General features: G+C 73.0%; 14 protein-coding genes. 7 read left to right on the top strand and 7 right to left on the bottom strand.

Annotated features, from left to right (window positions below; translation table 11 throughout):
• Positions 1-53: 53 nt before the first annotated feature.
• Positions 54-1718, top strand: coding sequence for a S41 family peptidase (locus ACG04Q_RS17845; RefSeq protein ID WP_394512459.1), 1665 nt, complete (start codon positions 54-56; stop codon positions 1716-1718).
• 7 nt (positions 1719-1725) lie between these two features.
• On the opposite strand, the gene ACG04Q_RS17840 is transcribed toward ACG04Q_RS17845, so the two are convergent.
• Positions 1726-2307, bottom strand: coding sequence for a TetR/AcrR family transcriptional regulator (locus tag ACG04Q_RS17840; RefSeq protein WP_394512458.1), 582 nt, complete (start codon positions 2305-2307; stop codon positions 1726-1728).
• Positions 2308-2428: 121 nt separating this feature from the next.
• Between ACG04Q_RS17840 and ACG04Q_RS17835 the strand changes: the two genes are divergently transcribed.
• Positions 2429-2845, top strand: a complete 417-nt coding sequence (locus ACG04Q_RS17835) for a 4-oxalocrotonate tautomerase (RefSeq protein ID WP_394512457.1) — start codon at positions 2429-2431, stop codon at positions 2843-2845.
• 27 nt (positions 2846-2872) lie between these two features.
• Here ACG04Q_RS17835 and ACG04Q_RS17830 read toward each other — a convergent pair whose 3' ends face one another.
• From ACG04Q_RS17830 to proC, 5 genes are all read right to left on the bottom strand, one after another.
• On the bottom strand, positions 2873-3901 hold the full coding sequence (locus ACG04Q_RS17830; protein WP_394512456.1) for a Gfo/Idh/MocA family protein: 1029 nt from the start codon (positions 3899-3901) through the stop codon (positions 2873-2875).
• The gene (locus ACG04Q_RS17825) at positions 3891-5045 is read right to left on the bottom strand and encodes an HPP family protein (RefSeq protein ID WP_394512455.1); all 1155 of its coding nucleotides are present in this window, start codon (positions 5043-5045) and stop codon (positions 3891-3893) included. Before ACG04Q_RS17825 ends, ACG04Q_RS17830 begins: the two co-directional genes overlap by 11 nt.
• A gap of 80 nt (positions 5046-5125) precedes the next feature.
• Positions 5126-5674, bottom strand: coding sequence for a hypothetical protein (locus ACG04Q_RS17820; protein WP_394512454.1), 549 nt, complete (start codon positions 5672-5674; stop codon positions 5126-5128).
• A gap of 186 nt (positions 5675-5860) precedes the next feature.
• A complete protein-coding gene (locus ACG04Q_RS17815; protein WP_394512453.1) occupies positions 5861-6397 on the bottom strand; it encodes a chorismate--pyruvate lyase family protein in 537 nt (178 codons plus the stop codon).
• Between the two features lie 155 nt (positions 6398-6552).
• Positions 6553-7371 (bottom strand): pyrroline-5-carboxylate reductase, encoded by an 819-nt coding sequence (proC, locus tag ACG04Q_RS17810; RefSeq protein ID WP_394512452.1) that lies wholly within the window; start codon positions 7369-7371, stop codon positions 6553-6555.
• Between the two features lie 40 nt (positions 7372-7411).
• Here proC and ACG04Q_RS17805 point away from each other — a divergent pair, with 40 nt between their 5' ends.
• The 5 genes from ACG04Q_RS17805 (at position 7412) to ACG04Q_RS17785 (ending at position 18226) form a co-directional block, all read left to right on the top strand.
• The gene (locus tag ACG04Q_RS17805) at positions 7412-10339 is read left to right on the top strand and encodes an ATP-binding protein (protein WP_394512451.1); all 2928 of its coding nucleotides are present in this window, start codon (positions 7412-7414) and stop codon (positions 10337-10339) included.
• A gap of 151 nt (positions 10340-10490) precedes the next feature.
• A complete protein-coding gene (locus tag ACG04Q_RS17800) occupies positions 10491-11192 on the top strand; it encodes a PEP-CTERM sorting domain-containing protein (protein ID WP_394512450.1) in 702 nt (233 codons plus the stop codon).
• Positions 11193-11204: 12 nt separating this feature from the next.
• Entirely contained in the window at positions 11205-13982 is a 2778-nt protein-coding gene (locus ACG04Q_RS17795) for a DUF7453 family protein (RefSeq protein ID WP_394512449.1), read from the top strand.
• Positions 13983-14027: 45 nt separating this feature from the next.
• Positions 14028-14744, top strand: coding sequence for a PEP-CTERM sorting domain-containing protein (locus ACG04Q_RS17790; protein ID WP_394512448.1), 717 nt, complete (start codon positions 14028-14030; stop codon positions 14742-14744).
• Positions 14745-14746: 2 nt separating this feature from the next.
• Complete coding sequence (locus tag ACG04Q_RS17785) at positions 14747-18226, top strand: beta strand repeat-containing protein (protein WP_394512446.1); 3480 nt, start codon at positions 14747-14749, stop codon at positions 18224-18226.
• Here the strand turns inward: ACG04Q_RS17785 and ACG04Q_RS17780 are convergent, their stop codons facing one another.
• Positions 18227-20983, bottom strand: coding sequence for a sensor histidine kinase (locus ACG04Q_RS17780; RefSeq protein WP_394512445.1), 2757 nt, complete (start codon positions 20981-20983; stop codon positions 18227-18229).
• Positions 20984-21200: the final 217 nt, after the last annotated feature.

The following is a 21200-nucleotide window of genomic DNA, read 5'->3' as shown; positions in this document are numbered from 1 at the left end:
GATCGGGCCTGTGAATCGGCTTACATTGCCGCGAGTCAGCTGGGAGTGAAGTGATGACGAATGCAATCCGCGGGACCTGGGCACTGGCCATGGCCGTCGGCCTGGCCCTGGCCGGCTGCGGCGGTGGCGGCGGCAGCGCCGGCACGCCCATCCTGGGCGGCTCGACGTCGGGGTCGTCCGGCTCTTCCGGGTCGTCCGGGTCGTCCGGCTCGTCCGGGTCCGGCGGTTCCACGGGCAGCACCGGCAACACCTCGCCCGACCCGCAAGGCCCGTCGGCCAGCTTCGCGCAGCAATGCGCCGCCAACAACACGCTGGCCGCGGCCAACCTGCGCACGTCCACGCTGGACACCGAGAAGAAATGGCTGCGCGCCTACTTCGACGAGGCCTACCTGTGGCCCGACGAGGTGCCGCGCGTGGACCCGAGCGGCGCGGGCTACAGCGGCAGCGACGTCTATGTCGCGATGGACAGCTACTTCGAGGCGCTCAAGACCCCCGCGCTGACCGACACCGGCCAGCGCCGCGACCGCTTCAGCTTCACCTACGCCACCGACAAGTGGAAGGCGCTCAGCGAGAACGCCGTCGAGGCCGGCTACGGCATCGAATGGAAGCTGACGAGCCCGACGCCGCCGCGGCGCATCCGCGTCGCCTTCGTCGAGCCCGGCAGCCCGGCCGATCTGGCGGGCATCGTGCGCGGCGACGAGCTGGCCAGCGTGGACGGCACCAGCGCCGACGCGGGCGACGACGCCGGCGTGGACAAGCTGAACGCCGCGCTGTTCCCCGGCGCGCTGAACGCGCCGCACAGCTTCGTGTTCACGCGCGCCAACGGCACGTCCATCACGCGCAGCCTGACCAGCGCCAGCATCACGAAGACGCCCGTGCCGCTGTCCCGCGTCGTCACGACGCCGCGGGGCACCAAGACCGGCTACCTGCTGTTCAACGACCACGTGGCGCCGGCCGAGGCGCAGCTCATCGACGCGATGCGCGGCTTCCAGACGCAGCGCGTGCAGGAGCTGGTGCTGGACCTGCGCTACAACGGCGGCGGCTATCTCTACATCGCCGCCGAGCTGGCACAGATGATTGCCGGCAGCGCCCGCACCAGCGGGCAGACCTTCGAGCTGCTGCGCTACAGCACCAAGCGCGCCGCCGACAACGCGGTCACGCCGTTCTACACGCAGTCGTGCATCCTGATCGGCGGGCGCTGCACGCGCGAGGAACCGCTGCCGACGCTGAACCTGAACCGCGTCTACGTGCTGGCGCAGTCGGGCACCTGCTCGGCCAGCGAGGCCATCGTCAACGGCCTGCGCGGCGTGGGCGTGGACGTGGTGCTGGTGGGTGGCAAGACCTGCGGCAAGCCCTATGGCTTCACGGCCAAGGACAACTGCGGCATCAGCTACTTCCCGATCGAGTTCGCCGGCGTCAACGCGCAGGGCTTCGGCGATTACGCCGACGGCTTCGAGCCCACCACCGGCGGCACCGCCGGCACGCGCTTCGTGAAGGGCTGCAGCGTGTCCGACGACTTCGGCCGCGCATTGGGCGACACCACCGAAGCCATGCTCGCCACGGCGCTGGGCCATGCCGACACCGGCAGCTGCCCCGTGCTGCCAGGCGCCAGCGGCGCGGCGGTACGCGCGCAGAGCGCCAGCAACGGCGAAGGTGGCCTGGCGATGACGCTCAAGCGCAACCCGGCGCGCGACAACCGGATCTGGATTCCGCGCTGACGGCGCCTCAGCCGCGAAGCCCGCGGCCGCTGAGCAGTACGCGAGCGATGGCCTCTGCCACCTGCTCCGCTGCAGGCTCTGTTGCCATGGCGCGGCCCAGTGACACCGCGCCCACCAGCATGGCAAGTGCCGCCAACGCGGCCTCAAGGCGCTGCGGCTTGTCTGGGGATGTCGGACCGTCCACCACCGTCCGCGCCACCGCGCCGAGGCCCGCCTCGAACACCGCACGCTCCTCCTCGCCGGCCCGCGCCACCTCCGGCGCCAGGCTTTGCAGGCTGCAACTCTCGCCGAGATCACAGCTGCGCTTGTCGGTCAGGTAGAAGCGGACGAAGCGCTCCCACCAGGTGTCGGCGAACGACTGCTGGAAGTAGCGCACGCCCGCCTCCAAGTCGGCCAACCCGCCCTCGACGGCAGCGCGGAAAGCCTCCTGCTTGGACCCAAAGTGCACGTAGAACGCACCTGACGTCACGCCGGCGGCCTTGGCCAGGCCATCGACCCCGACTCCGCCGTACCCGCTGCGCCGGAAGCTGCGCCCGGCTGCCTCCAGGATGCGCCCCCGTGTCTGCGCCTTCTGCTCCTGTCTCGACATCGATGTCCCCGCTGCTGATGACTTGGAACACAGTCTAGTTGACGAGATAACGATCGTTATCTATTCTCAGATAACGGTCGTTATTCCAACGGCCGTTGATTCGCAACCCACAGGAGCATCCATGCCCATCACCCTCACCCTGACCGAAGGCGTTCTTCCCGCTGGCAGCGAAAAGCAGGCCATCGGGGAGCTGACGCACGCACTGCTGGAGAGCCATGGCCTGAGCGGCAACAAGGTCATGACACCCAATGTCACCGCCCACCTGCACATGCTGCCCAGGGGCCGCACGTTCGCCGCTGGCGAGGAGGTCGACGGCGCATGGCTGGAAACGAAGACTCCCGCCTTCGCGCTCGCCGACCGCGGCGTACAGCAGGCCTTCTTCGCAAGCGCGATCGAGATCCTGCAGCGCCTGTCCAACGGGCGCCTGCAGGTCGGGAACATCTGGACGAACGGCCTGCATGCCGTCGACGGCACCTGGAGCCTGGACGGCCGGGCTCTCTCCAACGCCGAACTGGGTCAGGCCATCAGCGAAGGCTGAACCTGCGGGGCTGGGCGTGCGGTCGCGTCAGCCCTTCTTGTTCACGCCGCCCGGGAGCTTCTCGCGGATGGCGTCGCTCCAGCGCAGCAGCCCCAGCGTCTCGCTGTGCGGCATGCGCGGGCTCTCGGGCAGGCCGGCGCGGATGCAGGCCTGCGCCTCGGCGATCTCGCCCTCGAAGCCGTTGAGCACGTGCGGCGCGTCGAAGCGCTGGGCCGGCGCCTTGCGCGTGACCAGCTCCACCGCCTCGGAGCCCCAGAAGTCCACCGGGAAGCGCAGCCCGGCCTTGGCGCCCAGCGCCTCGAACGCGTTCACCGACGACGCATCGAAGCCGCAACGGAACTGCGACGTGATGCCGCCGGGGAAGTGGAAGGTGGCCGTCACCGACGCGTCCACCCCGGTGGGCGCCAGCGTGGCGGCCACGTCGATGCGCTCCGGCTCGGGGCACTCGCCGCCGTTGAACTGCTGCAGCACCCAGCGCGTGACGACGAGGTTGTAGATGCCGATGTCCCACAGCGAGCCGCCGGCCAGCGCCGGGTTCCAGTTGCGGTGGGCAGGGTCGAAGGCCGACGAGAAGCAGAAGCTGGACTGCATCGCGCGCAGCTCGCCGATGGCGCCCTCGCGCAGCAGCCGGCCGGCCAGCTCGTAGGCCGGCAGGAAGCGCGTCCACACCGCCTCCATCAGGAACACGCCGCGCTCGCGGGCCAGGGCGATGAGGGCCTGGCCTTCCTCCAGCGACGTCACCAGCGGCTTCTCGCACAGCACCGGTTTGCCGGCCAGCAGCGCGGCGCGGACGTACTCGCCGTGGTGGGAATGCGGCGTGGCGATGTAGACGGCGTCCACGCCGGGGTCGGCCAGCAGGTCTGCCAGCGCTGTCGTCACGCGCGCCGGCGCGCCGGGCTGCTGCCACCGGTCGGCATAGGCCTGGCCCTTGGCCGCGTCGCGCGCGAACACGGCCGCCAGGCGCGCACCGGGCACGGCGGCCAGCGCGCCGGCAAAACGGTTGGCGATGCCACCGGGGCCGATGACGCCCCAGTTGAAGTTTGGTTCATGGGCCATGGCTGAGTGCCTTTACGAGGTCGGACTGCGTGAGGATGCCGACGAGCCGGGCCTGCTCGCCGACGATGGGAAGGTGGTGATGGCCGGTGGCCGAGAACAGCGGCACCAGTTCGGCGATGGCGCGCTCGGCGCTGGCCACGCGCACCTGGCGCGTCATGATCTGGCCCACCACCTCGGGCTTGGTGGAGTGCGTCGACGGCGAGGGCTTGAGCAGCGTCTGCAGCCGGCCCGCGAAGCCTTCGCGCTGCGCCGCCTCGGCGGCGCGCATGAAGTCGGCCCGCGTGACGATGCCGACGATGCGCTGCACGCGGTCCACCACCGGCAGCGCCTTGATGCGGTGCTGCTGCAGCAGCGCCCAGGCCTCGGCCAGCGGCGTGCCGAACTCTGCCGTGATGACGGGCGTGGACATGATGTCCGCGCAGCGCAGGCCGCCCAGCCGGTTGCGGTAGCTCAGCAGCTCGGCCTCGTGCAGCAGGCCGGCGAGGTCGTCGCGCGGCACGTCCAGCACCTGGTTGTAGCGGGCCAGCACCTCGTTGAGCTCGGCGTCCCCGAAGCGCGGCGGCGCCACCTGCGCGCCGGCGGGCGCCGGCGGCGCGGCCTGCACGCGCTGGGCATGCGGGTAGCGGCGGCCGGTCAGCGTGTTGTAGGCCATGCCGGCCAGTACCAGCAGCAGCGAGTTCAGCGCCACCGGCTCGACGGCGACGCGCCAGTCGTGCGTGGCCGTCAGCACCATCAGCAGCGCCGCGGCGCCGCCGGGCGGGTGCAGGCAGCGCAGCAGGAACATCGCGGCGATGGCCAGCGCCACGGCGATGGCCGCCGTGGGCAGCGCCGGCAGCGGCAGCCAGTTCATGCAGGCGATGCCCACCAGCGCCGACAGCGTATTGCCGCCGACGACGGCCCAGGGCTGCGCCAGCGGGCTGGCCGGCACGCCAAACACCAGCACGGCGCTGGCACCGATGGGCGCCACCAGCCAGGGCAGGCCCGCCGGCATCTCGGCGCGGCTCAGCAGCCCCGCCAGCAGCAGGCCCAGACCGGCGCCGAGCACGACGCGCAGCCGCTCGCGCGCATTGACGGCCTGCGGCGCGGGCCGCAGCGCGTTCAGCAGTGCGAGAAGTCGTTCGGGCAGGGAGGCGGCGAGGGACATGGGCGGGCCGGGCGCAAAGCCCGGCCGGCGATTGTGTCCGCCACCGGCGCCTGCGCCGGTTCAACCGGGTTTCAGGCCGTTCAGCCCTTGCCCAGCAGGCTGGCCATCTCGGCCTTCAGCACCTGCGCCTGGGCACGGCGCTCCTTGGTCGCGGCGCGCTGGTAAGCCGCCTCGGCCTTCTCGCGCAACGCCACGGCGCGCTCCAGCGCTTCCTGGTAGCGCTCGATGGTGTAGGTGTTCTCGGTGCCGATGTAGACGCTGCGCGCCAGCGGCGTGTCGCCAAAGCGGGGTAGGGTTACCGCGAAGCTGCAATCACGGACACGACTTCCCGCACGCTGGCGAACGATGGGGCCCGAGATGCCCGACGGCAGGTCGCTCTGCTTCTTGCGGCTGGGCGTGCGGCGCAGGCGCGACGGCGCCGGCAGCGTCGCGATGCGCTTGAGCAGTTCCTTGGTGGCCAGCGCCAGCGCCTTGCGGGCGCCGGTGCCGTCCTGGCTGTGGTCGGAGAACAGCTTGGTGCCGCCGTAGCGCAGCTGCCAGCCATGGGTGGAAAGATGGTCGATGCGCTGAATGCACTGCGGCACGACAAAGCGCTCGCCGGTGAAGATCGCCACGTCACGGGTCTTCATGATTGCCCCACTCTTCTTATGCCTGCCTTTGCGGTGTCGCGGCAGGTCGTCTAACGCCCCTCTGCTGCGGCAGAGTTTATGGGCGCCGCGCCATGGGTCGCGAATAAATGAGCCCGTGGAAACATTTTCATCCCCGGAAAGTCAGCTGCCGGACAGCTAAACCCCCAACTGAGGGGGCAACCCTCGCTAGGGTCTGCCCGGACGGTGGCGACGCAGGCCCGGCGCGAACAGCTCCATGACGCGCAGCTGCGCGCCGCCACGGCTGAACACCGAGTGGCGCGACCACAGCATCTGCGCCGGCATCGCGCCGCCCGTGGCCGCCTGCCACTGGCGCGCGGCGTGGCGGCGCGTGTGGCCGTGACGGGAGAGCCGGCGCGGCTGCAGCTCGCTGCGGTGGATGCGATAGTCGTCGTACAGCAGGTGGGCCAGCGGCTTGGCGCCCAGGCCCTTGAGCGCCCGCCAGGGCCCCGTGGTGGCGCGCTGGTGCACGGCCGAGCGGGCCCAGACCAGCGGCTCGCCGTCCACGCGCAGGATCACCTCTCGCACCACCGTGAGGCCACGCGGCGGCAGGCCCAGCGCGGCGCGCTCCAGAGCGCGGAACGGCGCGACGCGCTGGCGCAGCACCTGCACGCTGAAGCGCTCGCCCAGGCGTGCCAGGCGGCGGCTCAGCGACCCGGGGGCGCGCAGCCAGTCGCGCAGGCTGTCTCGGGTCGAAATGCCCATGTCAGCAGTAACGACGTCTGCGATCTGCGGGCCGAGCGCCGGGCCGCTCCCAAGCCGGCCCGCCCAGGCGATGTGCTTGGTGGTCAATCCGCCAAGCATCGCCGTCCCCGCGGGGGACCGGCCAAGGTATTCCTTGGACGAGGGGCATCATGTCTTCAGCCGAACTCCCGGCCCAGCTCGGCGGCGCGCCGCTGCGCGGCGATGACCGCGCGGCGGATGGCCGCGTCGACGGCGTCGGCCTGCAGCGACGAGATGGCCGCATGCGTGGTGCCGCCCTTGCTCGTCACGCGCTCGCGCAGCGTCGTGGGCGATTCGTCGGACGCCAGGCCCAGCGCGGCCGCACCCGAGCACGTCGCCAGCGCCAGGCGCCTGCCCTGCTCGGCGGTGAGGCCCATGTCGACGGCGGCGGCCATCATGGCTTCGACGAAGAAGAAGAAATAGGCCGGGCCCGAGCCCGACAGTGCGGTGACGGCATCGAGGTCATCCTCACGCTCGACCCACAGCGTCTGGCCGGTCGGCTTCAGGAGCTGCTCCACCGACGCGCGCTCCTCGGCCGACACCGCCGGACGCGCGTACAGGCCCGTGATGCCCTGGCCGATCAGCGCCGGCGTGTTGGGCATGGACCGCACGACGCGCTCGCTGCCGGTCAGCTTCACGATGGAGGCCGACGGGATGCCCGCCATCACCGACAGATGCAGCGCGCCGCCCAGCCAGGCCTGCAGCGGCTCGGCCGCGGCGGTGAACAGCTGCGGCTTGACGGCCCAGACGACCGTGCTGGCACGTGCCAGCGAGTCGTCGCCGGCGGCCAGCGCGTGGATGCCGAAATCGACGCGCAGCTTGTCGCGCTGCGGTTCGTAAGGCTCGACGACGATGACGTCGCCCGCCTTCACCCGGCCCGCGCGCAGCAGACCGCCGAGGATGGCGCCGGCCATGTTGCCGCCGCCGATGAAGGCCAGGGAGGGGGTTGAACTCATGGGCCGCGAGTCTAGGGCCTGGGCGACACTGCGACCCACCATGCTGCGCCTGCTGACGCCACCCGCCTGGGCCCCCGAGGGCGCCCGCGCCCTGCCGCTGCCGGCCACCGTGCCCGCCGCGCTCATCGTCGTGCTGGCGGTCAGCGAGGCCGGCCTGCCGCGGGAGCGCCTGGCCGCGCTGTTCTGGCCCGGCGCCAGCGCCACCGACGCGCTGCACCATCTGCGCGTCAACCTGCACCGCGCCCGCGCGCTGCTGCGCGGCTGGGGCGCCGCCGACGGCCTGCAGGCGCAGGGCCAGCAGCTGCGCCTGGCCCTGCCCACGGACCTCAGCGCCCGCACCGACGCGCCGCCACCAGACCCCACCGACTGGCCACCCGCCTGGCGCCTGGCCGGCTACGACGGCTTCACCGACTGGTGCCGCGACACTGCCCGGGAGCTGCACCGCCGCTGGCTGCGCGACAGCCGCCAGGCACCGGCCGATACCGGCGCCGCCCCCGCGCCACCCGCTCGCGAGGAACAACACCACCAGCTGCGTCACAGCACGGCCCCCGCGCTGCTGCTGCTGGGCGAGCCGGGCGCCGGCAAGAGCACGCTGCTGGCCGCCGCCTTCCCGCACGCGCCCTGCCTGCGCGGGCTGGAAGGCCTGCACGGCATGCCCTACCGCCCGCTGCTGGACTGCCTGCGCACCCGCATGCCGGCGCTGCTGGCCGCACTGGACGACCCCCACGGCGCGCTGCGCCCCTACCGCCTGGACCTGGCCCGCCTGCTGCCCGAGCTCGCGCCCGACGAGCCGCTGCCGGCGCTGGACGCCCTCACCGCCCAGGCCCGGCTGGCGGAAGCCCTGACGCGCGCCTTCGAGGCGCTGACCGCCGTGCTGCTGGTGGACGACCTGCAGTGGTGCGACACCGCCACCGTCGAATGGCTGCTGCTGCTGGCCCACGGCGACCGCCTGCGCTGGCGCGCCGCCGCGCGCAGCCACGAGATGGGCGCCGCGCTGCAGCAGGCGCTGCAGCCGCTGCACGGCGCCGGCCGGCTGCAGATGCTGGACCTGCCCGCCCTCACGCGGGACCAACTCCCGGCCGTCTGCCGCGCCCGCTGGCCGGGCAGCGACTTCGGCGCCGAGCAGCTGGACCGCCTGCACGACCTCAGCGCCGGCAACCCCTTCGCGCTGGGCGAGCTGGTGGCCGCCGGCGCGCCGGCCGTGGCGGGCGGCGACGCGCTGCCCCAGCGCGTGCGGCAGATGGTGCAGCGCCGGCTGCAGGCGCTGCCCGCGCTGGCACGCAAGGCCGTGGAGGCTGCCGCGGTGTTCGTGCAGCCCGTGCCCGAGGACGGCCTGCGCCGCCTGCTGGGCCTGCCCTCCGGTGCGGCCGGCGACGCCGACTGGGCCACGGCGCGCAACCAGGCGCAGGCCGCCGGCATGCTGCGCGCCCAGCCCCCGGGGCTGGCCTGCAGCCACGACCTCATCCGCACCGCCACCGTCGCCGACCTTGTCGCACCGCGCCGCGCAGCCCTGCACCGCCATGCCGCGCTGTGGCTGGCCCACCAGCCCTGGGCCGACGCCATGGCCATCGCCGAGCACTGGCGCGCCGCCGGCGAGCCGCAGACCGCGCTGGCCTGGCGCCACCAGGGCGCCGAGCAGCTCAAGGCGCGCGGCCGCTTCGACGAGGCCTGCGCCGTCTGGCGCGAGGTGGCCGACGAATCGCTGGACCTGGCCCAGTCGCTGCGCGCGCGGCTGGAGCTGGCCGCCTGCGACCTGCTGGAAGACCTGGCCCGCGGCGAGGCCGCGCTCACCGCCATCCAGGCCCAGCTCGACGGCGTGGCCGACCCCGAGCAGCACCGCCTCATCGAAGGCCGGCTGCGTGCCGCGCTGGTGGACAACCGCGTGTTCGCCGGTGACCTGGCCCAGGCCGTGCAGCACGCCGCGCGGCTGCGCGAGCTGCTGCCGGCGCTGCCCGAGGGCGAGCGCACCCACGCCTACGAGGTGCTCATCGAGCTGGCCATGCGCGAGCCCGACATCCCGGCCGCCTGGGCACTGCACGCGCGGCTGCGCGAGGCCGCGCCACGGCTGCCCGCGCTGCTGAGCTTCGAGGGCCAGATCCACTGGTTCGGCGGCCAGGTGCGCGCCGCGCACGACGCGCTGGCGCGGCTGCTGGAACGCCACCCCGACCACTGCCGCGGCCTCACCATCGAGAACGACCTGGCCGTCATGCTGCACGCGCTGGGCGAGGTGGCGCAGGCCGAGGCGATGGCGCGCCGCAGCCTGCAGAGCTGGGCCGGCGTGGCCCACACCGAGACGCTGTCGCTGCTGGTGCTGGGCAGCGTGCTGACCACGGCCGGCCGCCACGCCGAGGCCGAGGCTGCGCTGGCGCAGGCGCTCACGCTGGCGCAGGCGCAGGCCAGCGCCGGCTTCGAGGCCGAGGCTCGCGTGCGCCAGGCGCGGCTGCTGCTGCAGTGCGGCCAGGCCGACGACGCCGCCCGCACGCTGGCCGCCGCCGCGCCGCTGCTGCGCGACAGCCGGGAGCCGCTGCGCGTGTCGAACTGGGTGCTGATGACCACGCTGACCGCCACCGCGCGGGGCCTGGCGCCGGACGCCGACGACATCGCCCGCCTGCGCGACGCCAGCGCCCGCCTGCAGCACCCGATGGTGCAGGCCCGCGAGGCGCGCGTGGACGTCGCGCTGGCGCTGGCCGCGGGCGACGGCGCCGCAGCGCTGGCCGCCGCCGAGCGCCAGGCCGCCGTGGCCCGCAGCCACGGCCTGCAGGAATGGGCCACCGAGGCGGCACTGCTGGCCCTGCACGCCCGCACCCTGATGGGCGAACCCGAGGCCACGCTGCGCCCGCTGGCGCAGGACGTGGCTGATCAGGCCGCAGCCAAGGGCTACGCCGACCTGCACCGGCGCGCCTGCGCCTGGCTGGCCGCCAACGGCGGCAATGCGGCCGACGCCCACCGCGAGCCGCGCTGGGGCTGAGCCACAACACTGTCCCCGCCATCGGCTCCCCCGTCCCCGGGGGGTGATGCCGCCGCGCCTGCCGCGCCGGGAGAAGCGGCTGAGACGCCCCTGAGACGGTGGCCCGGCAGGATGACCCTGGATGCCCGAACGGGCCCCAAGGAAGACATCCATGCGCAATCCCACCCCTCATTCCCCCCTGCGGGGCCTGGCCCTGGCCGCCGCACTGACGGCCGGCACCGGCGCCCAGGCCGCCGACCAGACCTTCAGCAGTGAAGCCAGCTTCCTGGCCGCCGTGCCCGGGCTGACGATGGAAAGCTTCGAGACGCTGGACGGCACGCCGCTGGGCACGGCGCCGGTCGTCACGCCGCTGGTGAGCCTGTCGGTCAGCCTGCCCGGCCTGGCGGTGCAGACGAGCCCGAACACGCCGCAACCCGGCTTCGACACGACGGCCTCGGACGGCAGCCACTACGTGCTGGTCTATGCCCCGGGCACCACGCCCGGCACGCTGACCTTCACCTTCTCCCGGCCGGTGACCGCATTCGGCTTCACCAGTTCCGACATCGGTGACAGCGCCGTGCGCGCCGGCGCGCTGCGCCTGACCACCAACGCCGGCACCTATGCATCGGGCGTCGCGGTGCTGAGCCTGCCGGATGTGCTGCCCAGCGGCGCCACGCAGTTCATCGGCCTGTCGCAGAGCCAGCCCTTCACGCAGGTGCAGCTGACGTTCAGCGGCTTCGACGAGGCCTACGGGGCGGACGGCATCTACCTCGCCGCTGCCGCGGTGCCCGAGCCCGAAAGCTGGGCGCTGCTGGCCGCGGGCCTGGTGGGCGTGGCGCTGCAGTCGCGCCGCAAGGCAAGCCGCAACGCCTGAGGTCGAACGCCCATGTCGCACACCCTGGCGGCGCGCCTGCGCCTGACAACCCTCACGCTGGCCGGCCTGCTGCTGGCCGGCCCCACCGCCCTGGCCGCACCGGCCGGCCGCACCACCGTCGTCTTCACCACCGGCGACAGCCTCAGCGGCCTGGAGGCCGGCACCACGCTCAGCCGGGTGCAAGGGCCGATCACGCTGGGTGATGACGGTGCACTCGGCTTCATGAGCCAGTTGGCCGGCAAGGCGGTCGCCACCGGCAACGATGCAGCCTACTGGCAGCGCAGCACGCTGGTTGCCCGGGAAGGTGCCGCGGTCACCGGTCTGGCCAAGGGCCAGACGCTGACGGGGTTCAACCCACTGGGTGGCGGCAGCTTCATGGGCTTCATCACTGGCCCGAGCGCGGTGCTGGGCAACGAGGTGGGGCTGTGGACCGGCACCCGGCTGCTGGCGCGCACCGGCTCGCCCATCGGCAAGGACGCCTCCGGCCGCGCGGTGAACGGGCAGCTGACCCGCATCGACAGCACCTGGCGCAGCCGCAGCGGCGCGCTGCTGTACGCCGCGGCGCTGCAAAGCACCGGCCAGCCTGCCGACCGCCCCCTGGCCAGCCTGTGGCGGGACGGCAGCCTGCTGCGGCTGGGCGGCGAGGCGGCGCCTGGGCTGGCTGGCAGCTTCACGGCGTTCCTGCAGGCAGACAGCAATGCCGCCGGCGAGCTGGCCTTCATCGGCCGCCATGACGACACCAACCATCGCTTCACCGACGCCAACTCCGGCTTCGTGTCGCAGGAGGGCGTGTGGCGCGGCCAGACCCTGCTGGCCCGCGCCGGCGGCAGCGCCGCGGCGGCCGGCGAAGGGCAGCGCTTCATGACCTTCAACGGGTTGAGCCTGGCCGACAACGGCCAGGTGGCGTACAGCGCCCGGGTGACGTCGGGCGGACCAACGGAGTCCCGGCTCTCGATCTGGCGCGACACCAGCCTGGTGGCGCTGTCCGGCAGCACCGTCACGGTGGACGGGCAAGCCCTGAAGCTGGGCAACCCCCTGCTGCATGGCACGACCCGCGACGGCGCGGTCATCTACAGCGGCCAGCTCCTCAGCCAGGCCGAGCCCCGAGATGCACTGTGGCGCGACCAGACCGTGCTGGCCCGCGGCGGCCAGGCCAGCACGGCCGCGGGCCTGCAGGGCCTGACGCTGGGCAGCCTGAGCTTCAAGGCGCTGGCTGGCGGCGGGCAGGTGCTGATGCAGGCCCAACTGCTGGGCAGCGGCATCACGGCCAGCAATGACCATGCCCTGGTGCTGACCGATGGCATCGAGCAGGTGCTGGTGGCCCGCACCGGTGACGCCGTGGGCCTGAGCAACGTGGTGCTGAGCCTGGGTGACGCGACCATCAACGACAAGGGCCAGGTGGCCTACCAGGCGGAGCTGACCAAGGGCAAGGACAACGTGTCCCTGTTCACGCCCACGCTGCGCTGGCGCAGCAGCACCGGCGGCAGCTGGGACGACAGCGCCCGCTGGACGCTGGGCCTGGCCCCCGCCGACGTGCACGACGTGGTGCTGGACACCACCAGCCGCCTCGACGTCACCGGCCCCACCGGCGCCGTGACGCTGAAGTCCCTGCAGGTGGGCACCGGCACCGGCCTGGTGACGCTGCAGATGGTCGGCGGCAGCATCGACGCCGCCGACCCTGTGGTGATCGGCCCGCGCGGCCTGCTCAGCGGCACGGGCAGCTTCTCGCGCCTGGTCATCAACCAGGGCACGGTGCAGGCCGACCCGCTGGTGATGAGCGCCAGCCTCAGCAACGCCGGCCTGCTGCGCGGCGTGGCGGGTGGCCCGCGCACCGGTGCCGGCCTGGCCGCCGACCTGCTCAACCAGGCCAGCGGCCGCGTGCTGGTGCAGCCCGGCGAAACCCTGCAGCTGCGCGGCGCCAGCCACCGCAACCTGGGCACCTTCGAGATCAACCAGGGCCGGCTGGAGCTGGCCGGCACGCTGCTCAACGGCAACGGCGGCGTCATCGACCTGAACCGCTCGACCACCCTGGCCGAAGGCGCCTGGACCAACGCCGCCGGTGCGCGGCTGCTGCTGGGCGACGCCCGCATGACGGTGAGCAAGGGCCTGACCAACGCCGGCCAGGTGCTGGTGACCTCCGGCGACAGCGACCTGTTCGGCGCCGTGGTGAACCAGAAGGGCGGGCAGGTCATCCTCTCCGGCAACGGCAGCACCACCTTTTACGACGCCGTGGAGCTGCAGGCCGGCAGCGAGCTGCGCACCTCGGCCGGCGCCACCGCCGTGTTCTTCGGTGCCGTCTCGCAGCGCAACGGCGCGCTGCTGACCGGCACGGGCCACAAGTACTTCGAGGGCGGCCTGAGCGTGGGCAACTCGCCCGGCCTGGGCGAGGACGCCGGCAACGTGAGCTTCGGTGTGGGCAACGTCTACCTCGCCGAGATCGGCGGCACCACGCTGGGCACCGGGCACGACCACTACCGCGTGGCCGGCACGCTGACGCTGGGCGGCACGCTGCAAATCGTGTCCTGGGCGGGCTTCACCGGCCAGGCCGGCCAGAGCTTCGACCTGTTCGACTGGGGCACGCTGCAAGGCCAGTTCGGCAGCATCGACAGCAGCGGCCTGCAGCTGGCCGCCGGCACGCGGCTGGACGTGTCGCGGCTGTACGTGGACGGTGTCGTGAGCGTCACCGCCGTGCCCGAACCGGCCAACTGGGCGCTGCTGCTGGCCGGCCTGTTCGGCGTGGGCCTGCGCGCCCGCAGCGCCCACCGCCGCACCGGCCCGCAGGCCGCCTGACACCTCGTTCCCGTCATCCACATCCATCCATCAGGGAGTTCTCATATGAAACGTCAAGCACGCATCGCACGCCTGATCGCCGCCACCGCAGCGGCCAGCGCCCTGCCGGCCCTGGCCGCCACGGCCACCTCCGCCGTGTTCGTCACGCCGACCACGGCCTACCTCTCCAGCGCCGACATCCCCGTGGGCTTCTACGGCAGCGGCGCCCCGGTGCTGCTGGAGACGCTGGAAGACAGCGTGTTGGCCCCGACCCTGACCGGCACCAACGGCCGCGTGATCTTCGACACTTTTGCCGGCACGCGGGATGCCGTGGATGCCGACGACGGCGTCATCGACGGCACCTGCGGGCCGCAGACCAACGGCCGCTGCGTGAGCTGGTTCCACGACAACGGCGCCGCCGGCGTGACCTTCACCTTCGTCGGCAGCGGGCCCGCGCCCACCGCCTTCGGCCTGGTGTGGACGGACGGCGCCGGCAGCGTCACGTTCAGTGCCGTGGGTACCGACGGCCAGAGCCTGGGCAGCGTGACCCGCAGCGACTTTGCCGACGGCAGCGTCAGCGCCACCACGGGCGAGGACCGCTTCTTCGGCGTGCAGTTCGCCGGCGGCATCCGGTCCATCACCATCAGCAACAGCGCCGGCGGCATCGAGGTCGACCACATCCAGTACGGCGCCATGGCGCCGGTGCCCGAGCCCGGCAGCTGGGCTCTGATGGCCGCCGGCCTGGGCCTGCTGGCCCGGCGCCGCCTCTTCGCAAGGACCTGACCATGAAGCACCGCCTCACTCTGCGCGCCCTCCCGGCCGCCCTCGCGCTGATCGGCCTGCTGCCCACGCCTGGCGGCGCGGCCGTGCATACCTTCACCGGCACCGCCAGCGCCAACTGGAGCGACGCCGCCAACTGGGTGGGCGGCCTGCCCGTGGCCGGTGGCGAGCTGCTGCTGGACAGCGCCGCACGCCCGGCCACGTTCAACGACATCGCGGGCGGCTTCACGCTGCTGGGCCTGACGCTGGGCGCCAACGCGCCGGCGCCGCTGCTGGAAGGCAACGCGCTGCGCTTCCAGGGTGCGGGCGCCTACCTGCGCATGCTGTCCAACGCCGGCCACGGGCATGTCGACAACGACCTGGTGCTGGACAGCACGCTGCAAGTCACCGGCGGCCCCGCTCTGGGCAGCCAGCTGTTCCTGAACGGCGACCTCAGCGGCAGCGGCGGCCTCGCCGTGGCGGGCGGCCGCGCGGTGTTGAGCGGCAACAACAGCTTCAGCGGCGCCACCACCATCGCGGCGGGCGCCACGCTGGGCATTGCCGGCGGCGCGCTGGCGGGCAGCAGCGGCATCCAGCTGGCGCAGGGCGGCGAGCTGCAATTCGTCAGCGCCAACGTCGCGACCTCGCTGACCCGGCCCGTCGCGCTGGGCGGCCGCCTCAGCAGCAGCGCCGCGGACGTCGCCACCGTCTTCGGCATGGTGCCCGGCGCCAGCGTCGGCGGTGCCGTCACGCTGACCGACAGCGCCGAGATCATGGCGCTGGGCGGCAGCGGCGCCGCGCCGGTGCGCTTCATCGTCAACGGCCCGGTCGACCGCGCCGGCCAGGCGCTGACGGTCCGCACCGGCGGCGCGAACAACAGCGTCAACGTCAGCAACGTCATCGGTGCCGGCCGGCTGGTGCTGCGGCCGGCCGGCGGGAAGGTCAATGTCGGCGCCGTCAGCGGGGCGGGCGAACTGGCGGCGCTGGGCGCCGGCGGCACGGCCACCGTGGGCAGCGTGGCCGGCAACGGCCGCGTGCTGGTGGACTTCGACGACGGCTTCGGCCAGCTCACGATCACGGGCGCGCTGACCGGCCAGCGCGACCTCGACGTGCGCCGCGGCACGCTCAACCTGGGCACCGTCACCCCGCTGAGCTTCACGGGCCAGATCACGCTGCGCGGCGAGGGCACGCTGAGCCTGGGCCGCGAGGGCTATCTGGGCAGCGCCAGCCCCGTGCTGCAGTTCGACGGCGGCGGCCGGCTGGTGCTGCGCGACGGCTTCGGGCTCGCGCGCAACATCGTCACCACCGGCGGCACGGGCCTGCTGGAGCTGGGCGGCGGCACGAACACCGTCAGCAGCAACATCAGCGGCGACGGCGGCATCAGCTTCATCGGCGGCGTCATCACCGCCACGGGCAACAACACGTTCGCAGGCGGCCTGGGCGTGTTCAACGACGGCACGGTCAACGCGGCCGGCCAGCCCAACACGACGACGCTGCGCTTCAACCACGACGGCAACCTGGGCGCGGCGGGCCAGCGCATCACGCTCAGCGGCGGCCTGGCGCTGCCCGACGGCTACGACCTGAGCCGCCCGCTGACGCTCGCGGGCAACGCCGCCCACCTCAGCGCCAGCGGCGAGCACACGGTCACCAGCGCCATCACGGGCGATGGCCGGCTCAACCTCGGCGGCGGCGCGCGCTACGTGCTGGCCGGCAGCGCCAGCCACACCGGCGGCGTGGCGCTGGCCGGGCAGGCGAGCGGCCAGGCGGCGGTGCTCGTCATCGACAGCGACGCCCGGCTGGGCGCCGCCGGCGGCGTGCTCAACATCGGCCGCGCCAGCGGCTTCTTCTCGCTGCCCGGCACGCTGGTGGCGGCCGGCAACCTGGACATCGCCGCCACGCGCAGCACGAGCTTCCGCGACATGACGGTGGACACGGCCGGCTTCGACGTCGTGTTCAACCAGCCCATCAACGGGCGCGGCATGACCAAGGCCGGCGCTGGCACCTGGACGCTGAACACCGCCAACACCGGCACCGGCGGCGACAACCTCGTCAGCGTGCTGCAGGGCCGGCTGGCGCTGGGCGTGGACGAGGCGCCGGGCGCGCGCAGCCTGGTGGACGTGGCGGCCGGCGCGCAGCTGGCGCTGGGCGGCCACGCGCTGACGGTGACGTCGCTGAACAGCGCCGCCAGCAGCGCGGTGGACCTCGGTGCCGGCGGCCGGCTCAGCCCGCTGTTCGGCGCGCTGGACGGCGCACTCACCGGCCAGGGCAGCCTCGTCGTCGGCCGAGCCGGGTTCTCGCCCGCCGCCGTCACGCTGAACGGCGCCAACAGCTTCAGCGGCAGCATCGCCGTCACGAACGGCAGCCGGCTCACCGTCGGCCATGTCGACGCGTTGGGCGCGGTCGGCAACCTGATCCGCCTGGACAACGGCTCGCTGGAAGCCAGCAACCGCCTCGCCGGGCCGCTCGTCATCGGCAACGCCGCCCACCTGCAGATCGGCGCGGGCGGCGCCGGCTTCGTGGCCGGCGGCCAGTCCGTCGTCATCGAGCGCACGCTGACCGGGCCGCTGGTGCTGCGCATCCAGGGCGGCAGCCTGCCCGGCAGCGGCGAGAAGTACGACGTGCGCCTGGCCGCGCGCGACAACAGCTTCACCGGCGACCTGCAGCTGGGCGACCCGGAAGGCTTCGGCAGCGCGGTGCTGGGCATCACGGCCGACGGCTCGCTGGGCGCGGCGGGCAACCAGCTCGTGCTGGGCAAGCGCTTCTTCGACGGCGAGAGCACGCGCGTGGCCCAGGGTGGCCTGCGCGCCTGGGACTCGCTGACGCTGGCGGCCACGCGCACCGTGCTGCTGGACGGCGAGTCCGGCGACACCGCCGGCTTCATCGACACCAACGGCCACACGCTGGTGCTGGCCGGCAGCATCGGCGAGCTGCGGTCGGGCCTGGGCCTGCTGAAGACCGGCGAGGGCACGCTGGTGGTCAACGGCGTGCAGGGCTACACGGGCCTCACGACGGTGGAGCAGGGCACGCTGGGCGGCCACGGCGAGGTGGAGCGCCTGGCCGTGCGGGCCGCCACGCTGGCGCCGGGCGAGAGCGCGGGCCTGTTCAGCGTGCGCGGCGACCTGAGCTTCAGCGGCGGCGCGCTGCTGAGCCTGGAGCTGGGCGGGCTGCTGCGCGGCAGCGGCCACGACGCGCTGAACGTGGACGGCAGCGTGGACCTGGGTGGCGACACGGTGCTGCAGCTCAGCTTCATCAACGGCTTCACGGCCGCGGCGGGGCAGCGCTTCGAGCTCATCCAGGCCGGCGGCGGGCTGTTCGGCCAGTTCGCCAATGTGGCCGATGGCGGGCGGCTGCCGATGGCCGACGGCACAGGCAGCTTCCTCGTGCACTACGGCAACGGCCAGGGCCTGGTGCTCAGCGACTTCAACACCGCGGCCGTGCCCGAGCCGTCCAGCTGGGCGCTGCTGCTCAGTGGCGCGGCCCTGCTGGCCTGGCGCCGGCGGCGTTGATCAGGCCGGCATGCCGGCCTGCGGCACGGCGCGCGCGCGCTGCGGCAGGCGCAGCTCGAAGCAGCTGCCCTCCCCGGGAGCGGTGAAGAGCTTGATGCTGCCGCCCAGCGCGCCGGTGGCCAGGTTGTAGACCACGTACAGACCCAGGCCGCTGCCGCCCCGGCCCATGGCCGTCGTGAAGAAGGGCTCGAACACATGCCGGCTGGTCTCGGCGTCCATGCCCCGCCCGTCGTCGCTCACCTGCAGCACGACGGTCTCGGCGTCGACATGGGCGCTCAGGCGCAGCGTGCCGGCATCGACGCTGGCGAACCCATGCAGCACCGCGTTGCCGGCGAGGTTGGTGATGATCTGCTCCAGCGCGCCGGGGTAGCTGTCCATGACGATGCCGGGCGGGATGTCGAGCACCGTGCGGCAGCCCGTGCCGCGCAGCGTGGGTGCCAGCATCGCCAGCGTGTCCCGCGCCAGGTCCAGCAGGTCGAACTCGCGCCGTCGCATGCTGGTCTGGTCCACCGCCACCAGCTTGAACTCGCTGATCAGCTTGGCGGCCCGCTCGGCGTTGCGTTGCGTCAGCTCGCCTGCCTCGCGCAACCGCTCGATCTTGGCCAGCACCTCGGAGCGCCGCGCGGCGCCGGATTGCAGGTCGGCGCCCAGTTCTCGGGCCACCGCGGTCAGCGTGGAGGCGCTGGACACCGCGTTGCCGATCGGCGTGTTCAGCTCGTGCGCCACGCCGGCCACCAGGCTTCCCAGCGCGGCCAGCTTCTCGGACTGCAGCAGCTGGCCCATGGCCAGCTTGAGCTCGCGGCTGCGCGCGTCCACGCGCTGCTCCAGCTCCTCGTTGAGCTGCTCCAGCTCGAACTGCGCCTGCTTGAGCCGCGTGAAGTCGATGATGGATTCGATACCCCCCAGCAGCCGGCCGTCGGCATCGCGCAGGGGCGCCGCACAGAAGCGCAGCCAGCGTTCGGGCCGGCGGTCGGTGGCCGCGAACAGCCCCTCGCTTTCGAGCGCCCCGGGCACCAGCTCGCTGGCATGCACCTCGCTGGTGTACAGCCTGGCCAGCGCGGCGGCATCCCAGCCCTCCAGCACGGCGTCGACCAGCACCGGGCGCGGCTGGTTGTACACGCCCTGCCACACCTCCGTGCTGCCGACCATCTCCTCGGCCGACCGCCCGGTGAGCCGCTCCATCTCGGCATTCCAGAACGTGACGCGATGCTGCGTATCGACGGCCAGGACCGCCACCGGCAGGTTCTGGAACATCTGCGTGATGAGGTTCTGGAACGCCTGGGACTGGGTCTCCAGCAGCTTGCGCTCGGTGACGTCGCGCGTCGTCGACACCAGGCGCAGCTGCTCGCCGCGGCGGTAGCAGCTGATCGACACCTCCGACCAGAACAGGCTGCCGTCCTTGCGCCGGGACTGCCAGGCAAAGGTCTGCGTGCCTTCGGTCTTGGCCAGCTGCAGGCGCCGCTCGATCTCGCCGGCGGTGTACGGCGGCACGCCGGAGCAGAGCTCACCCGGCGCCAGCGCCCGGACCTCGTCGGCCGCGTAGCCGAACAGGCTGAGGAAGCGCGGGTTGGCCTCCAGCAGCCGCAGGTCGGCACCGTCGCGGACCAGGATGGAGTCGTTGCTGCTGTTGAACAGCGCCGTGTAGTTGCTGGTGCTCTGGCTCAAGGCCTCGTTGGCCCGCTTGCGCGCCCGCAGGTCGCGCACCAGCAGGAAGATGATGACCAGCAGGCTGCCAAACAGGCTGGCCAGCCAGCCGCCGTACTCGCGCAGGGCGGTCCAGGCGTCGGGCTCGCGGTTGAGCAGCACGGCTTGCGCCGGCAGGTCTGCGTCGCTCAGCTTCCAGCGACGCAGCTGCCGGGCATCGAAGGTGGGCACGCCCCGGCCCGCCTGCATGGGCATGGCCTCCAGGGCCCGGCCCTGCAGCGCCTGCACGGCCAGCCGGCCCAGCTGGTTGCCCTGCTCGCGCCCCGTCATCAGCAGCCCACCCAGCACGCCCGGGCGCATGCTGACGTCCCGGCTCACCACCACGGGCGCCTGCGACGCGGCGGCCCAGAGATCGGCGGCTTCCTCGTGCGACAGCAGCCGCCCCTCGCGGTCGACATTGAAGGGCAGCGCCAGCACGAGATCGGCGGTGTTCAGCTGCCGCAGCCGGGCCTGGATCTCCGCCACGCTGAGCTGGCTCAGATGGACGAACTCCAGCCCGCGGGGCAGCCCCTGCATGGCCGCCAGACCCGCCAGCTGCACCTCGGCGGTGCGGCTCTGGTCGTGGATCAGCCACACCCGCCGGACCTGGGGCAGCAGGCTCAGCATCAAGCGCAGGTTCTGCGCCTGATCGACATCGTCGAACACCCCGGAGATCTGCCCCGCCGCCGCCAGCTCGGCCTGGCGGCTCGCCGCCACGCCGGAGAACAGGATGGGAACGCCCGGGAAATGCCGCTGCCGCAGCCGCAGCACGAGGTCCAGCGCGTCATCGTCCAGTGCCAGCATCAGCCGCGGCGGGTGCCCGGCGTACTTGTGCAGCAGCATGGCCTCGAAGGCCTGCAGATAGGCCGGCGTCAGCGCAACGCGCTTGGCGTCGAGGAAGTCCCGGTGCAGCTCGACCGGCACGCCCGCATCCTGCAGCCGCGCACTGACGGCCGCCGCCTGATCGTCGCTCCAGACCATGCCGGCGTGATACGACGCCAGCAGCATGATCTGCGCGGGCGCCGGCTGCTGCGGCGGCACCGCCAGCACCGCGCTCCAGCACAGCCACAGCACAACCCCCAGGGTCCAGCTGCAGCAGCCGGCGCCCGGACCTCGCTTGGTTGACCTGTTGATGGAAGGGCCCCGCATGCTCTGGCGTCCCAGCCCTGCCCGGCCCTGGGCACCCGTTTTGATGCGCCCCAGTGTTGCACCCGCCACCCGCACCGGTCAACGCGGCAACGGGCAGGTGTTACCCGCGGCGGCGGCGCCCCGGTCAGCGGCCAGACGCAAA

It is taken from the genome of Pelomonas lactea, assembly GCF_043555885.1.
GTDB lineage: Bacteria > Pseudomonadota > Gammaproteobacteria > Burkholderiales > Burkholderiaceae_C > Pelomonas > Pelomonas lactea.
This window is presented reverse-complemented; position numbering and strand designations above follow the sequence as displayed.